Origin of the sequence: Streptomyces sp. CC0208 (assembly GCF_003443735.1) — a bacterium.
Lineage (GTDB): Bacteria > Actinomycetota > Actinomycetes > Streptomycetales > Streptomycetaceae > Streptomyces > Streptomyces sviceus.
Genome location: NZ_CP031969.1, coordinates 5594074 through 5609575, shown reverse-complemented (window position 1 = coordinate 5609575; position 15502 = coordinate 5594074). Strand labels below are relative to the sequence as shown.

The 15502-nt window shown below is 73.0% G+C and carries 14 protein-coding genes and 1 tRNA gene; 10 read left to right on the top strand and 5 right to left on the bottom strand.

Annotated features, from left to right (window positions below; all coding sequences use genetic code 11):
• Positions 1–85 precede the first annotated feature (85 nt).
• On the top strand, positions 86–595 hold the full coding sequence (locus D1369_RS25840; RefSeq protein ID WP_007382257.1) for a hypothetical protein: 510 nt from the start codon (positions 86–88) through the stop codon (positions 593–595).
• Between the two features lie 9 nt (positions 596–604).
• Here the strand turns inward: D1369_RS25840 and D1369_RS25835 are convergent, their stop codons facing one another.
• Complete coding sequence (locus D1369_RS25835) at positions 605–1474, bottom strand: fused MFS/spermidine synthase (RefSeq protein ID WP_007382258.1); 870 nt, start codon at positions 1472–1474, stop codon at positions 605–607.
• Positions 1475–1540: 66 nt separating this feature from the next.
• Positions 1541–1921, bottom strand: coding sequence for a hypothetical protein (locus tag D1369_RS25830; protein ID WP_237557627.1), 381 nt, complete (start codon positions 1919–1921; stop codon positions 1541–1543).
• A 265-nt stretch (positions 1922–2186) separates the two neighbouring features.
• Between D1369_RS25830 and D1369_RS25825 the strand changes: the two genes are divergently transcribed.
• Entirely contained in the window at positions 2187–3593 is a 1407-nt protein-coding gene (locus tag D1369_RS25825) for a tetratricopeptide repeat protein (RefSeq protein ID WP_118082628.1), read from the top strand.
• 32 nt (positions 3594–3625) lie between these two features.
• On the opposite strand, the gene D1369_RS25820 is transcribed toward D1369_RS25825, so the two are convergent.
• A complete protein-coding gene (locus D1369_RS25820; RefSeq protein ID WP_007382261.1) occupies positions 3626–4222 on the bottom strand; it encodes a histidine phosphatase family protein in 597 nt (198 codons plus the stop codon).
• A 209-nt stretch (positions 4223–4431) separates the two neighbouring features.
• Between D1369_RS25820 and D1369_RS25815 the strand changes: the two genes are divergently transcribed.
• The 7 genes from D1369_RS25815 (at position 4432) to D1369_RS25785 (ending at position 10762) form a co-directional block, all read left to right on the top strand.
• Positions 4432–5385, top strand: coding sequence for a phosphatase PAP2 family protein (locus D1369_RS25815; RefSeq protein ID WP_007382262.1), 954 nt, complete (start codon positions 4432–4434; stop codon positions 5383–5385).
• Positions 5336–6466 (top strand): hypothetical protein, encoded by a 1131-nt coding sequence (locus D1369_RS25810; protein WP_118082627.1) that lies wholly within the window; start codon positions 5336–5338, stop codon positions 6464–6466. Before D1369_RS25815 ends, D1369_RS25810 begins: the two co-directional genes overlap by 50 nt.
• 85 nt (positions 6467–6551) lie before the next feature.
• A complete protein-coding gene (locus D1369_RS25805; protein WP_007382265.1) occupies positions 6552–8144 on the top strand; it encodes a hypothetical protein in 1593 nt (530 codons plus the stop codon).
• Positions 8141–9496 carry an AAA domain-containing protein gene (locus D1369_RS25800; RefSeq protein ID WP_007382266.1) on the top strand — a complete coding sequence of 452 codons (1356 nt, stop codon included), beginning with the start codon at positions 8141–8143 and terminating at the stop codon, positions 9494–9496. The genes D1369_RS25805 and D1369_RS25800 overlap by 4 nt, the downstream gene beginning before the upstream one ends.
• Before the next feature lie 118 nt (positions 9497–9614).
• Complete coding sequence (locus D1369_RS25795; protein WP_007382267.1) at positions 9615–9983, top strand: hypothetical protein; 369 nt, start codon at positions 9615–9617, stop codon at positions 9981–9983.
• A gap of 127 nt (positions 9984–10110) precedes the next feature.
• Positions 10111–10698: a bifunctional DNA primase/polymerase gene (locus D1369_RS25790; RefSeq protein WP_007382268.1), complete on the top strand. Its 588-nt coding sequence runs from the start codon at positions 10111–10113 to the stop codon at positions 10696–10698.
• Positions 10689–10762, top strand: a tRNA-Lys gene (locus tag D1369_RS25785). Before D1369_RS25790 ends, D1369_RS25785 begins: the two co-directional genes overlap by 10 nt.
• A gap of 96 nt (positions 10763–10858) precedes the next feature.
• Here D1369_RS25785 and D1369_RS25780 read toward each other — a convergent pair.
• Entirely contained in the window at positions 10859–12142 is a 1284-nt protein-coding gene (locus D1369_RS25780; RefSeq protein WP_007382269.1) for a M6 family metalloprotease domain-containing protein, read from the bottom strand.
• Between the two features lie 284 nt (positions 12143–12426).
• Between D1369_RS25780 and D1369_RS25775 the strand changes: the two genes are divergently transcribed.
• Positions 12427–14241 carry a GGDEF domain-containing phosphodiesterase gene (locus D1369_RS25775; protein WP_037900145.1) on the top strand — a complete coding sequence of 605 codons (1815 nt, stop codon included), beginning with the start codon at positions 12427–12429 and terminating at the stop codon, positions 14239–14241.
• On the opposite strand, the gene D1369_RS25770 is transcribed toward D1369_RS25775, so the two are convergent.
• A complete protein-coding gene (locus D1369_RS25770; protein WP_007382271.1) occupies positions 14238–15359 on the bottom strand; it encodes an LLM class flavin-dependent oxidoreductase in 1122 nt (373 codons plus the stop codon). The genes D1369_RS25775 and D1369_RS25770 overlap by 4 nt on opposite strands.
• Positions 15360–15502 lie beyond the last annotated feature (143 nt).

Sequence of the window (15502 nt, the reverse complement as noted above, 5' to 3'; positions counted from 1 at the left end):
CGCGATTCGGGCGAGCACGGTCGGGGCCTGTGGACAACTCAGTCCGGGTGCGGCCCGTGGGACGCGTGAGGCAGTATGGCGGGCGATGCGCAGAGGACTCGTACACGTACTGGCCTGGCTGCTCGCCACGGGCGCGGCGGTCACGCTGTCCTGGTGGGGTGTCCACACGGTCATGGCGGGCACGGCCTACGATCCGCCGCGCGCGCTGCCCATCACGGCGGCCGAGGCGACCACGCAGGAGTCGAAGCCGCTGGCGTCGCCGACGCCGACGCGGACCGGGCGGGCGACCCCGTCGAAGAGCCCCGCACCGACGCCGAGTGCCCCGACCGCGAGCCCGACCCTCTCCGCGAAGAGCCCCTCCCCCACCGCCTCCGGCAAGGTCAGGAGCTACGACACCGACGGCGGCCGCGCGGTCTTCGACCTCGGTGACAAGTCGGCGACCCTGGTGTCCGCGACGCCGGGCACCGGCTGGTCGATGCAGGTGTGGAAGACGGAGTCGTGGATCCGGGTGGAGTTCAGCTCGGGAGCGGACCGGGTGTCGGTGTTCTGCACCTGGCACGACGGACCGCCGCGGGTGGAGATCGGCACCTACTGACTCACCGGGTCATCGGAACACGGACGCGGGCGGCGCCGGGGAGGCCACCGCCTCGGCGTCCGTCACGGGTACGGCCCCTCCGGTGAAGTCGAGGAGCGCCTTGCCGTGTTCGACGCGGCCGGGGTGCGGATCGGAGGCGGCCCGGCGGGTCAGTTCCGCGATCGGCAGGGGGGTGTCGGAGGCGACGAGTACGGCGTTGCCGAAGCGTTTGCCGCGCAGGACCGTCGGGTCGGCGACGAGGGCGAGTTCCGGGAAGCGGGCGGCGGCGGTGGCGATCTGGCCGCGGAGATGGGCGAGCGGCGGTCCGTCGGCGAGGTTGGCGGCGTAGCGACCGCCCGGCTTGAGCGCCCTTCGGACCTCGTCGAGGAACTCGGTGGAGGTGAGGTGTGCCGGGGTCCTGGCTCCGCTGAACACGTCGGCGATGACGAGATCGGCCCATCCGTCGGGGACCTTGGCGAGACCCTCGCGGGCGTCGACGGACCGCACGCGTATCCGCGCGGTCGGCTCCAACGGAAGCTTCTGCCGGACCAGTTGTACGAGCGCCGCGTCCCGCTCGACGACCTGCTGGGTGGAGCGGGGCCGGGTGGCGGCGAGGTACCGGGCGAGGGTGAACGCGCCGCCGCCGAGGTGTACGGCGTGCACGGGCTTGTTCGGGGGCGCGACCAGGTCGATGACGTGGCCGAGCCGGCGCTGGTACTCGAAGGAGAGGTGGCGTGGGTCGTCGAGGTCGACGTGGGACTGGGGGGCGCCGTCGATGAGCAGCGTCCACGCGTGCGGGCGTTCCCGGTCGGGGATGAGCTCGGCGAGGCCGCCGTCGACGGGTTCGACGACGGCATCGGCGGCCGGGCTGCCACGGCGAGAGCTTTTGGACTTACCCACTACGCCATTATCCGCGGCGCAAGACCTTCCCGCGTCCGCGGGCCGGTGGGAACGGCCGGCTGCCGGTCAACGGCAATTGTCCGCGGCCTCGATCAGTCTCGCCGCCTCGCCCAGTGCCGCCCGGAGCACCGCGGGGTCCGTCGCCAGATCCGCGTCTCCCGGCGGCAGCAGCCAGTCCGCCCCCTCCACGGGCGGCTCCGGAGCCAGCCGCAGCCCCCGGCCGTCGGTCTCCGTGCAGGTGCTCCCCGGCACGTCCCAGCCCGCCGCCGTCCCCGGCGGCACCAGGAACCCCAAGGTCTGGCCACCGTCGTCGTGCAGCACGGGCCCGACGCCCTCACTCATCCCCCGCCGCAGGATGTCGACGGCCTCCAGGCCGTGTCGCGTCGGCACCGTGACCACGTCGCACGACACCGGCGTACAGGGATTGACGCTCCGGCTGATCTCCATCGCGGCCTCCACCAAGGAACCCTCGTCCGACTCCGGGAAGTTCAACGCGCGCCGACGTCAACGGCTACGGCGAAAGTCCGCCGCAAAGGATGGCAGTTCATGGCGGATCCCGGATGAGATATCCGGTTTGTAGCCAAACCCCGCATGGCGACCCGGACACAACAGGTACGTTCTTGCCCGCCGGAAACAGGGCGTCACACTGACAAACCAGTCAACTCGCCCCACCCCCGGCATGGTTCGACGGTTCGCACGAGAGGACCCGGCCATGGCGTCGTCAATGGTGACCTCGTCCCAGTCCCCCACACCACCGAGGCCGAACCTCGAGTTCCGGCGCCTGCGCGGACAGCGCTCGCCGGCCGAGTTCGCCGCGATGGTGCGACGGGCCGCGCGCGAGATCGGCGAGAGCGTCAGCTGCGACGCACGCTATGTGGGCCGTGTCGAGGCGGGCGAGATCCGCTGCCCCAACTACGCGTACGAGCGGGTGTTCCTGCACATGTTCCCCGGCCGCACGCTCTCCGACCTGGGCTTCGCCTCCCGCGCCTCCGTACGCGGACGCCGGGGGCGCCCCCCGAGTGAGACACAGGGGACGCACGAGCCGTATGACACGCAGGACACGCAGGACCCCGACGAGACGTACGACAACTACGAGGAGAGCGACGTGCTGCGTCGCGCATTCATGACCGGCGGGGGCGCCACCGTCGCCGCCGCCTCACTGGGCCCCCTCGGGCTCGCGCTCGACGCCGCGGCCGCCGGACGGCCGGTCCGCCGCGCCGGGACGGGCGAGGCGGGCGCCCTGGAAGAGGCCGTGCGCAGAATCCGGCTGCTCGACGACCGGCACGGCGCCGACGGCCTGTACCAGCGCGCGGCGGCTCCCCTGCGCGCCGCCTACGCGCTCCTGGACGCCGGCGCGACCCGGCAGACGACCGCCGACCGGCTGCACTCGGGCGCGGGTGAACTCGCCATCTCGGTGGGCTGGCTCGCGCACGACTCCGGGCGGTTCGACGATGCCCGCTCGCACTACGCGGAGGCCCTCGCGACGGCCCGGGTGACCGGTGACGACGCCCTGGAGGCGCACGCCTTCTGCAACACCGCATTCCTCGCGCGCGACGCGGGACGGCCGCGAGAGGCGGTACGGGCCGCGCAGGCAGCCCAACGGGTCGCCCGGCCCCTGGGTTCGGCCCGGCTCATGTCGCTGCTCGCGCTGCGCGAGGCGGGCGGCTGGGCGGGGCTCGCCGACCGCACCGGGTGCGAGCAGGCGCTCGCCCGCGCGCAGGCCTACTTCGAGCGGGGCCACTCGGACGCCGACCCCGAGTGGATGAGCTTCTACGGCGAGGCCGAGCTGGAGGGCCTGGAGGCGCAGTGCTGGTCCACGCTGGGCGACTGGCGCCGGGCCGCCCGGCACGCGCGCCGCGCGGCGGATCTCCAGGACCCGCACTTCACCCGCAACATCGCGCTGTACACGGCCGAGCTCGCCGACGACCTGGCCCGCTGCGGCCACCCGGACGAGGGGGCGGCGGCGGGGCTGCGGGTGCTGGAGCTGCTGGGCGAGGTCCAGTCGTCCCGCATCCAGACGATGCTGGCGGCGACGGCGAGGGTGCTGCTGCCGCATCGTAGGGCGCCGGGGGTCTCGGCGTTTCTGGAACGCCATGCATCGACGCCGAGGTCCACGTGACGGATTTGTTCTTCGGCTGCGGGCCGCACCGACTACGCCCCCAGATGCCCCAGGTCGTTCCAGCTCTCGATCGCCGGCTCTCCATAGGCCCAGCCCAGCACAGACAAGGACGTCGGATTAAGCCGTACCCGCGCCGCGAAGTCGAGCGGCAACCCCAGCCATCGCGCGCCGATGGACCGCAGGATGTGCCCGTGGGCGAAGACCAGCACATCCCGGTCCGCCGAGCGCGCCCACGCGACGACCTCGTCCGCGCGAGAAGTGATCTCCGCCAGGGACTCCCCGTCGGGAACCCCGTCCCGCCAGATCAGCCAGCCCGGCCGCACCGCCTGGATCTCGTCCGGGGTCATGCCCTCGTACGTGCCGTAGTCCCACTCCATGAGCGTGTCCCAGGTGGCCGCCCGCTCCCCGAACCCGGCGAGTTCGCAGGTCTCCCGCGCGCGTACCAGCGGGCTGGTGCGTATCTCCACCCCGGGAAGGCCGTCGTACGGGGCCCGGTGCAGCCGCTCGCCGAGCAGCTTGGCGCCCCGCCGGCCCTCCTCCAGGAGCGGCACGTCGGTCCTGCCGGTGTGCTTGCCGGACAGCGACCACTCGGTCTGTCCGTGCCGGGCCAGCAGGATGCGCGGTGCCATGGAGAAACCTTTCCGGGGGAAAGCGGAGGCGGAACGCCTCCATCATCGCGCACCCTGTGGGAGGGCAACCCGACGGGCGTTCTCAGCGTCTTCGTGGACCGAAGGCGCTGCGTGGGGGCACTCCACAGGGGCCCGCACATACGCCGTAAAGTGGCACCCCCGGACAAGGACCGCCGGACGCCGCGCGAAACGAAGGGGGACAGGATCGGATGCCGCTGACCGAGACACCAGGCACCGAGGCAGTCCCGCAGACGCGGCTGCGCTGGTGGACGGAGCTGCCCCTGATCCTGCTGGTGTACGCCTGCTACAGCGCCGGCCGGCTCCTCGCCAGGGGCGATGTCACGGGCGCCGTGGACCACGGCCTGGCGATCCTCAAGGTCGAGAAGGTCCTGCACCTCAACGCCGAGCACCCGCTCAACCGGCTCTTCACCAGCCAGACCTGGATCGGCGTACCGGCCGACTTCTGGTACGCCTCGCTGCACTACCTGGTCACCCCGGCCGTCCTGATCTGGCTCTTCCGCTCGCATGCCGTGCACTACCGCGCGGCCCGCACCTGGCTGATGACGTCGACGTTCATGGGTCTGATCGGCTTCACCCTGCTGCCGACCTGCCCGCCCCGCCTCCTCTCGGCGAGCCACGGCTTCGTCGACACCATGGCCCAGTACAGCTCGTACGGCTGGTGGGGCGGCGAGGCGAGCGCCCCGCGGGGCATGGGCGGCATGACGAACCAGTACGCGGCCATGCCGAGCCTGCACGTCGGCTGGGCCCTGTGGTGCGGTGTGATGCTGTGGCGCTACGGCAGGACGCGTACGACGAAGGCCGCGGCCGTCGCCTACCCGCTGATCACCACCATCGTGGTCATGGGCACCGCGAACCACTACTTCCTCGACGCGGCCGCGGGGGCGGTGGTGATGGGGCTCGGGTTCCTGCTCGCCCCGTACGTCAGCCGGGCGGCCGAGCGGGCCATAGCAGGAGTCCGCGCCCGGATAGCCACCGTTTCCGCCGCCTCCCGGGACACAGAGGCATCAATTGTCAGTGGCGGATGCCAGACTTCCGCGGGTGAGCACATTCCACGGCAGCGCGAGTCACGCTTCCCAGGCGGAGCCGAGCCGAGTGCCGCTCCCACGGACGCGGGGGACGGCGCTCCGGCAGCGGCTCGCTGAGCTGCGCGGACCCGAGGTACCGGCCAAGGCACTGGACGCGCGCGCCCTGGCGGCGCTCGCCGCGAACCCCGGGTGCAAGCGGCGCGCGATCCTCGACGGCGCCGGGGTGAACAAGACGGCGCTGGCGAGCGCGCTGGGTTCGCCGGCCGCCTTCGGGCAGTCGCAGTTCGCCCTGACCCGGGGCAACGCCTTCGAGGCCAAGGTCAAGGCGGACGGCGGCGCGGAGCTGCTGCGGCTGGTGCACGAGCGGCTGGACCGGAGGGCCGAGCCGCCCACCGAGGCCCACGTGCCCGACCTCACCGCGATCGGCCCCGAGGGCCGTACCGCGCGCACGGCCCTCGCCTTGCGCGAGGCCACCGAGGCGCAGGGGTGGACGCTGCTCGACCACCCCATGCTCGCGCTCGACGTCGCCGGCTCCCCCGCCTTCCTGGAGCCGGACGCGGTGGTGGTGCACCCGGACGGCAGCTGGACGGTCGTGGAGATCAAGTCCTTCCCGATGCTGGACGGTTCGGCGGACCCCTCGAAGGTGGGCGCGGCCGCCCGCCAGGCCGCGGTGTACGTCCTCGCGCTGGAGGAGGTCGCCGCCCGCCTGGAGCCGGCTCCGCAGGTCCGTCACCGGGTCCTGCTGGTCTGCCCCAAGGACTTCTCCAACCTGCCCACCGCCTCGGCCGTCGACATCCGCAAGCAGCGCGCGGTCACCGCCCGCCAGCTGACCCGCCTCACCCGCATCGAGGACATCGCCGACGCCCTGCCCGACGGCACCTGCTTCGCCCCGGACCTGCCCGCCGCCGAACTGACCGCCGCGGTCGAGTCGGTCCCGGCGACGTACGCCCCCGAGTGCCTGTCCGCGTGCGAACTGGCCTTCCACTGCCGGGACCGCTCCCGCGCGGCCGGCACGGTGACCTCCCTGGGCCGCTCGGTGCGCGCGGAACTGGGCGGTCTGACGACGGTCGGGGAGGTCCTGGCGGCGGCCCGCGGCGAGGCCGGCGACCCGGACGACCCGGCGGTGGCGGCGCTGCGGAGAGCCGCCGAGCTGCGTGCCGAAGCGCTGGACGCGGTGCCGGGGGGTGCCGCGCGGTGAGTACGCCTCCGCGCCGGGCCCCCGCGCCGCCCCACGTCACGCCCGCTCGCGGCCTCCCCACGGCCCCGCGTCACGAGGAGCCACCGTGTCCCTGATCACGACCCTCGCCCGGCTGGAAGCGGTGAGCACCGGCCGCGCCCAGCCCGCCGCGACCGTCCTGCACCGACACCTCTCCGAGCACCCCCTCGTCCTGGTCCCGCTCACCACGGCGGGCGAGGCCGGTGCCCCGCTCGGCGCGCTCGTGGGCACCGACCGGGACGCCCCGCACCTCCTGGTCGTACCGCAGCCCCGGGACCGCGACCTCAGGTTCGCGTTCCTCGCCGAACTGGCGGACATCGTGCTGCCGTACGTCGACGGATACGCCGAGTCGGTGGAGGCCGCCGAGCGCAACGAGACCGATCCGGAGACCGGCAAGCGGATCAAGGTCGAGGTCGAGTTGTGCGCGGACGCCCCCCAGCTGATCCTGCCGAGCCGCGCGGGCGTCGATTTCGTACGGCTGCTCGGGCGCTCCATGCGTTTTCGGCGTACGGCGGAGCAGGACCCGGAGACCCCGTATCCGGCCCCGCCCCGGGTGCCGTTGCTGGGCCGGTGGCTGACCCACTTCGGGGAGCGGGCCCGGGTGCCGGGCTCTTCGCTGCTCCTCGCGATGACGGACGTGCTGGGCCGGCACTGGTGCACCGGCCAGTCCACGCTGGAGGACCAGCATCTGGGCGCGCTGCTCGCCTGGATCGACCCGCCGCAGGGGCGGTCCGGCGCCGAGGCCGCCCTGGAGGCCGAGCTGGCCCGGGACGACCGCGGCCAGCTGCTGCACCCGCCGGCCGGTCCCGCCACCGACCCGGCGTTCGACAACAAGCTGCTCGCCCCCGCCTTCGAGCGCTACGACCGCGCGCGTACCGCCCTCGCCGCAGCCGAGGACGGTCTGGAGGCCGACGACCGGCTCGGCATGCTCACCGCGGCCGAACAGGAGATCCGCGCGCTCGTCGCGAGTCGCACCCGCCCCACCTGGGACGCGGTGTGGCGGGGTGTGGACCTGCTGCGGGCGCTGCCCGAGGGGGCGCATGTCGAGGAGCGGTGGACCCGCGACCGCTGGTCGTTCACGAGCCACCGCGACCGGGTCGTGGCGGGCGAGCCCCCGCAGCCGCGCCGCGACGACGCGGTCACCGCCGCCAACAAGCTTGCCGCGCGCGAGCGTGAACAGGCCCGCCTGGAGGCGCAGGAGGCACTCGACGACCCGCTGGTGATGGCCGGGCGGCGGCTGTCCGGTGAGGCGTTCGCCGGGGAGGTCACGGACGTCGTCATGACGTACAGCGAGGGCAAGCGGCCGAGCCCGCGCCCGCTGGTGACCGTACGGACCGACGACCCGCCGCATCTGGGCGAGCGGGCCAAGGTGTACCGCTCGCTGGGCGGCAAGCCGCAGTCGGCCGAGTTCGTGGGGTCCGAGGAGGAGGGCGCGCTGGTCGTCCTCAAGATCCTCGACAAGATGGGCCGCGGCAAGGAGCCGGAGACCGGGTCCGTCCCCGAGAAGGGCGACCGGGTGTGCTTCACGCTCTTCGAGCACGAGCAGCGCGGCGGCGCCAAGCTGCCCGACCCGGAGGACACGCCCTGGACGCACGGCGGGCCGCCCGGTGAGGCCGTGCAGGAGAGTGCCGATCCCCTGACCCCGGAGGACGTGCTGTGACCACCCACGCCCCCGGGGACCGCCGGGCCTTCGACCCCGGCGCCGAGGCCGCGCGGGCCACCGACGCGATCCTCCACGACACCCTGCACGGCACCCACCGCGGTGTCGTCGTCGACTCCCCGCCCGGCGCCGGCAAGTCCACCCTCGTGGTCCGCGCGGCGCTCGAACTGGCCGACGCTGGGCGCCCCCTGATGGTCGTGGCGCAGACGAACGCCCAGGTGGACGACCTGGTCCTCAGGCTCGCCGAGAAGAACCCCGAGCTGCCCGTCGGGCGGCTGCACAGTAGTGACGCCGACCCGTACGACAAGGCGCTGGACGACCTGCCCCAGGTCCGCAAGTCGGCGAAGGCGGGGGACCTGACCGGGCTGCCCGTCGTGATCTCCACGGCCGCCAAGTGGGGGCATGTGAAGACCGACGAGCCCTGGGCGCACGCGATCGTCGACGAGGCGTACCAGATGCGCTCGGACGCGCTGCTGGCGGTCGCGGGGCTGTTCGAGCGGGCGCTGTTCGTGGGCGACCCCGGGCAGCTGGACCCGTTCGCGATCGTGGGCAGCGAGCAGTGGGCGGGGCTGTCGTACGACCCCTCGGCCTCGGCGGTGACGACCCTGCTGGCCCACAACCCCGAACTGCCCCAGCACCGGCTGCCGGTGTCCTGGCGGCTCCCCGCCTCGGCCGCGCCCCTGGTCTCGGACGCCTTCTACCCGTACACGCCTTTCCGCAGCGGCACGGATCACGGCGACCGTCGCCTCACCTTCGGCGTCCCTTCGGACGGCTCGGGCCCCGACCGGGTGATCGACGCGGCGGCGGAGTCCGGCTGGGGTCTGCTGGAGCTGCCCGCCCGGCACACCCCGCGCACGGACCCGGAGGCGGTGCGCGCGGTCGCGGCGGTCGTACGGCGTCTCCTCGACCGGGGCGGGGCGGCCACGTCGGAGCGCTCACCGGATCCCGCGCCGCTGACGGCCGACCGCATCGCGGTGGGCACGGCGCACCGGGACCAGGCGGCGGCGGTCCGTGCGGCGCTGGCCGACCTCGGTGTCACGGACGTCACCGTCGACACGGCGAACCGTCTCCAGGGCCGCGAGTACGACGTCACGGTCGTCCTCCACCCGCTCTCCGGCCGGCCCGACGCCACCGCCTTCCACCTGGAGACTGGCCGCCTGTGCGTCCTGGCCTCCCGCCACCGCCACGCCTGCGTCGTGGTGTGCCGCGCGGGCGTGAGCGACCTGTTGGACGACTACCCGTCCACGGAACCGGTCCAGCTGGGAACGCTGGTGAAGTTCCCGGACGGCTGGGAGGCCAACCACGCGGTGCTCGCGCGGCTGGCGGAACACCGGGTGGCGTGGCGGCCGTGACCGTCGGCCTTGGAATGCGCCGGAGGCGACCCGCCCTCTTGCACGGGCGCGGGACAATGGACGGTGGCCTTCCACAGGCGGGCCGTCGGTACGGACGACATACGAGGAGGATGAAGACATGGCGGAGCCCACGCCGCGTCGGAACGAGCCGCGGCTGCGCCCCGCGCCCCTGCTGTTCGAGCCCGCGCAGGTGGCCGAAGATCCGGAGCACTTCTTCGACCTGGAGTCGATCGACGACCCGCGCGCGCTGCTGACCCGGTCCACCGAGCTGGCGCAGGCCTTCCGCGCTGCGGCGGACCGAGCCGTGGACTTCCAGGCGATGGCGGCGGCCCAGCTGGCCGACCCCCGGCGCTTCGACCGGCTCACGACGGCGGACATCGCCGAGCGCGCCGAGTGGACCGAGGACTACGCGAAGAAGATGGTCGAGTTCGGCCGGGATCTGCTGCGCGGGGCGGAGGGCGGAGCGGGACACGCCGACCCCGTGTGAAGCTCACGCCGCGTGAAGCCCACGTGGCATATGCCAGGCGGGCAAGATACCCCTCCCCGCCCTCTCCTGTCCCGATTTCCCGCAACCCTGCGGAACGGCCCCCTCACGCCCCGTAGATGTAGACGGCATGAGCACTCGCGACGAACCGTTCACCGACCGCTTCGACGTCTGCGGCGTCACCGCGGACGGGGCCGCCTGGCTCGCCTCGGCAGGAACGTATCCGCGCAGCACCCTGTCGCTGTGGGAGGACCACCCCGCCGCCCCGGTCGTCCTGCCCTGCGGCACCGCCTTCGACGTGGTCAGCGCTCCCGCGGTCTTCGGGCGCCGGATGCTCGACCGGCTGTGGGACGAGGGTCCGGGCTCGGGGCCGGTGGCCACGTTCCGGGGCCGGATGCTCCTGTTCGCGGCGCCGGGCACGGCACAGCGGCTGCCGTCCCTGCTGCGGTGGGAGGAGTTCGGCCGTACCGGGGCGATCCCGCCCCTGCTGTGCCACGGCACCGGCGACGCGGTGACCGTACCGGCCCCGCTCAGCGCCGCGAAATCCGCACTCACCTCGCGCTGGCTGGTCGCCCCCGACACCCGTCACCCCTGGCTGCCGGGCCCGGAAATCCTGCTCTGGGCAGCCGTCCGCGCGGCCCGCACCGCCGTGCGGATATCGATTTTTCCCCCAGCCGATCAGGATGCTAAGGTCTACGACGTCAGCAGGCGCCGCTAGCTCAGTTGGTTAGAGCAGCTGACTCTTAATCAGCGGGTCCGGGGTTCGAGTCCCTGGCGGCGCACAGACACTGAAGGCCCTCCGTGAAAGCGGGGGGCCTTCGGCGTGGAGACGGGTCGCTCGGCACACCCCTCTGGGCACCGGGCCGTCGGCCAGGAAGTCACCCGACGGCGATCTCCACGTCCCACGCCCCCGTGGTCGTCCGTCCCGTCACCTTCACGCGGACGTGCTCGCCCGGCACCCGGAAGGTCTCGCCCACGCCGACGGGGGCGTCCGCGAGCGGGGGGTAGACGGAGTTCTCCCAGCAGGCCTCGGTGCGGGGGTGGGCGTCGATCACCTGGATCGGGCCGCCGCCGGACGCCTCGCCGCTGTGGACGCGGTAGACCAGCACCCCCTGCCGGCAGGCCGCCGCGTCGCTGCCCACCGCCTCGCGCGCCTCGAAGGCGAGTGCGCTGTCGGCCCCCGTGGGTACGACCGCGAGCTTCGTGCCGCGCCCCAGTCCGAAGATCCCGGCGCGGTCGGGACCGGTCTCGACCGGCTCCAGTGTCAGCCGCGTCGGCTCCGGCCCCCGTACGCACACCACCTGCCGCCGCTCCAGCCAGCCCAGTTTCCACTTGTGCCAGGCGAACAGATCGGGGGCCAGGCCGAACTGGCTGCCCATCAGGTCCCAGTCGCCGACATAGGTGTCCCAGTCCCCCTTGCCGTCCATCGGCCGGTGGTACAGATCCGGCAGGTCGAAGACGTGCCCGGTCTCGTGGGCCAGCACCAGACGGTCCGGCGGGTGCTTCTCGAAGACCGTGACGACCCGGCGGATGTCCGTGTGGTCGGCCCGCAGCGGCACGTCCAGGTTGACGACCTTCGTGGCGTCCGAGTCGACGCCGGGCGCGTCCGGGTCGGCGACGAAGTAGACGACGTCGTAGCGGGAGAAGTCGACCTCCCCGTCCGCCGCGGCGAGCGCGTCCCGGAGGTAGGTGCCCCGGTCCGCGGCACTCCAGTCGCGCTGTATGGCGTACGCCGTCGACGGGCGCGGCATCCGGATCCAGTGCCGCAGCGGGTGCGGGCGCAGGGTGAACCGGCCGTAGGAGGCACGTTCGAAGAAGCGGGTGGTGGCCGGGAAGTGATCGGCGGTCAGCTGGGCCGGGGTGGTGAGCGGTGGGGCGTCCGGGAAGGACAGGAAGACCATCACCGCGTCGAGGGCGCGGGCCGGACGCGGATAGGCGCTGTTCCAGGTGTCCAGGCCCTCCGAGTGATGCGCCTCGGTACGTTCCAGCGTGCAGGGCGCCGAGGAGAAGGGCCCGGCGACCGAGGGCCCGGTGACGAGGGAGGTGGCGGCGAGGGCCGCCATGGTGGTGAACACGGCGGCGGTGCTGCGCAGGGGCGGGCGCGGAAAAGTGCGCGGAAACGAGCGCGGCAACGGGACCTCCGGGAGCGGTTCACGGGACACCGCACCCAGCCTGTGATGATTTGCGGTACTACGCCCTGTTTATCTGCACCGGACGAGTGAGGTGGCGTGACCTGCTGAACCGGCCGACACCCCCGAATCACTCACGGAACGTCACAACCGGTCTCCGGCCTGAAGAACCCGTCCAGCTGCGGGCAGAAACGATCTGGCAGAAGGGGTTGCCGGTCCCCGAGACTGGGCAATGGCTGGAAGGGCCTGGGGGCAGCCTCTATGATCGGCACACTTTCCTGCGCGGACAGCGATCGAGTGCACTGCGGGAGCTAGCGGTGAACGGAACGTCCGAAGGGCCGGCGGTCGCGGCAGACCTCGACGGGTCAGCCGTTACAGAGAGTGATATCGCGACACCTTTTCGTCCCGATCCCCCGTCGCATCGGGCGGCCTTCGCGGCAGCGCCGCTGGCCATGGCCGTGGTGGACCGCGAGGGCACGGTCGTCGACGCCAACCCCGCGTTCGGGGAACTGCTCGGCGCCACGTCCGAGGAGCTGACCGGGACCCCGGCCGCCGACCTCGTGGACCTGGCCTCGGACACGCGCACCTGGCACGCCTATCGCGAGGTGCTGCGCGGCCGTCAGGCGAAGCTGCGCTGCAAGCGCCGGCTCAAGCATCCCGACGGGCACTCCATGTGGGCGCAGATCACGGTCACACCGCTGGCCGGGGACGCACACGGCTCCCCCGGCGTCCTGCTCTCCGTCGCCGACATCACCGCCCGCCGTGAACTGCAGGCCCGGCTGCGGCACTTGCAGATGCACGACCCGGTGACCCGGCTGCCCAACCGCACGCTGTTCTTCGAGCGGCTGACGGCCGCGCTGGAGCCGGAGTCGTACGAGCAGGGCGGCACGGGCCGGATCGGGCTGTGCTATCTGGACCTCGACGGGTTCCAGGCCGTCAACGACACCCTCGGCCACCGGGTCGGCGACCGGCTGCTGGCCGCCGTCGCCGAGCGCCTGACGCGCTGCGCGGACGAGGCCGGCCACGACCGGGCGACCGCTCCCCTGGTGGCGCGGCTGGGCGGTGACGAGTTCGCGCTGCTCGTCGAGGACTCCACCGGCACGGAACAGCTCGCCGACCTCGCCGAGTCCCTGCTGAAGGCGATCCAGGCGCCCTTCGACCTCTCCGGCCACCGGATGTCGGTGTCGGCGTCGATCGGGGTCGTCGAGCGGCGGGCGGCGGGCACCTCGGCGACGGGGCTGATGCAGGCCGCCGACACCACGCTGTACTGGGCCAAGGCAGACGGGCGGGACCGCTGGACGCTGTTCGACCCCGAGCGCAACGCCCACCGCATGACCCGTCAGGCCCTCGCCTCCACACTGCGCCCGGCCATCGAGCGCGGCGAGTTCAGGCTGGAGTACCAGCCGCTGGTCTGCATGGAGGACGGCCGGCTGCGCGGTGTCGAGGCGCTCATCCGCTGGGATCACCCGCAGTTCGGGATGCTGACGCCGAATCGGTTCATCCAACTGGCCGAGGAGGACGGCTCGATCGTCCCGCTCGGCCGCTGGATCCTGGCCACCGCCTGCCGCCAGGCCCGGCAGTGGCAGCTGGACCACCCCGACGAGCCGCCGATCTTCGTCAGCGTCAACGTGGCGGTCCGTCAGGTCTGGGACTCCGACCTGGTCGCGGACGTGGCGGAGACCCTCGCGGAGACCGGCCTGGCCCCGCACCTGCTCCAGCTCGAACTCACCGAGTCGGCGGTGATGGGCTCGGCGGGCCGTCCGCTCCAGGCCCTCCAGGCGCTGAGCGACATGGGCGTCGGCATCGCGATCGACGACTTCGGCACCGGCTACTCGAACCTCGCCTACCTCAGCCGTCTGCCGGTCTCCGTCCTGAAACTGGACGGCTCCTTCGTACGGGGCTTCCAGTACGAGGGGGAGGGCGTCCCCCCGAACCCGGCCGACGAGGTCGTCGTCGAGGCGATGATCCAGCTGGCCCACCGCCTCGGTCTCACCGTCACCGCGGAGTGCGTCGAGACCTCGGCCCAGGCCAGCCGGCTGCGCCGCATCGGCTGCGACACCGGCCAGGGGTGGCTGTACTCGCGGCCGGTGTCGCCGGATCGTATCTCCGGGCTGATGGGCGTGCAGGCCTAGGAGGCCGCGGCGGCCGCCGGAAGGCCGTAGGCGTCCGCCACGAGTTCGTACGAACGCAGCCGTACGTCACCGCTGTGCGCGTTGCCCGTGAGCATCAGCTCGTCGGCGCCGGTGCGCTTGTGGAGGTCGTCGAGGCCGGCGCGGACCTCGTCGGCGGTGCCGTGGACGACGTTGGCGTTCCAGGAGGTGGCGAACTCCTCCTCCATCGGGCTGAACTCGTAGGCCTCCGCCTCCTCGGGGGTGGGGACCAGGCCCGGGCGGCCGGTGCGCAGCCGGATCATGCTGAGCGCGGCGGCGCGGACCTGGCGGCGGGCCTCCTTCTCGTCGTCGGTGGCGAGGGCGGAGACGCCGATGAGGGCGTACGGCTCGGCCAGGACCGCGGAGGGCCGGAAGGACTCGCGGTACAGGTCCAGGGCCGGGATGGTGTTCTGTGCCGAGAAGTGGTGCGCGAAGGCGAAGGGCAGGCCGAGTGAGCCGGCAAGGCGGGCGCTGAAGCCGGAGGAGCCGAGCAGCCAGACGGGCGGGCGGTGCGGGGACTGGACACCGCCGGGCGAGGTCGCCTGGACGGGGCCGGGTACGGCGTGGATACGGCGGTAGGGGTGGCCGTCCGGGAAGTCGTCGTCCAGGAAGCGGGTGAGCTCGGCGAGTTGCTGGGGGAAGTCGTCGGCGCCTTCGTTCAGCCGGTCGCTGCGGCGCAGGGCGGCCGCGGTGGCGCCGTCCGTGCCCGGGGCCCGGCCGAGGCCCAGGTCGACCCGGCCGGGGGCCAGCGCCTCCAGCGTGCCGAACTGTTCCGCGATCACCAGCGGGGCGTGGTTGGGGAGCATGACGCCGCCCGAGCCGAGCCGGATGCGGCTGGTGTGGGCGGCGAGGTGGGCGAGGATCACCGCCGGCGAGGAGGACGCCACGCCCGGCATGGAGTGGTGCTCGGCGACCCAGTAGCGGTGGAAGCCGCGGGACTCCGCGAGCCTGGCGATGGCCACACTGGTGCGCAGGGCGTCGGTGGCCGTGCGTCCGGCGCCGACGGTGACCAGGTCGAGTACCGAGAGAGGTACGGGGGCGGTGCCCTGTGCAGTACCTCGGATCTCGTCTTCCGCCACGGTGGGGTGCCTCCTGCTCATGAGCCGTGCGCTGTCGTCACGGCAACAACAGGAGAGTGTCCCCGGTTATTCCCGGGCGGGGTCACAGGTCTCCCTGGAGTCCCACCTTCCGTATCCCGTAGGCCACTTGACCGCTTGCCCCAGAGGCCCTCGGGTACCCGGAG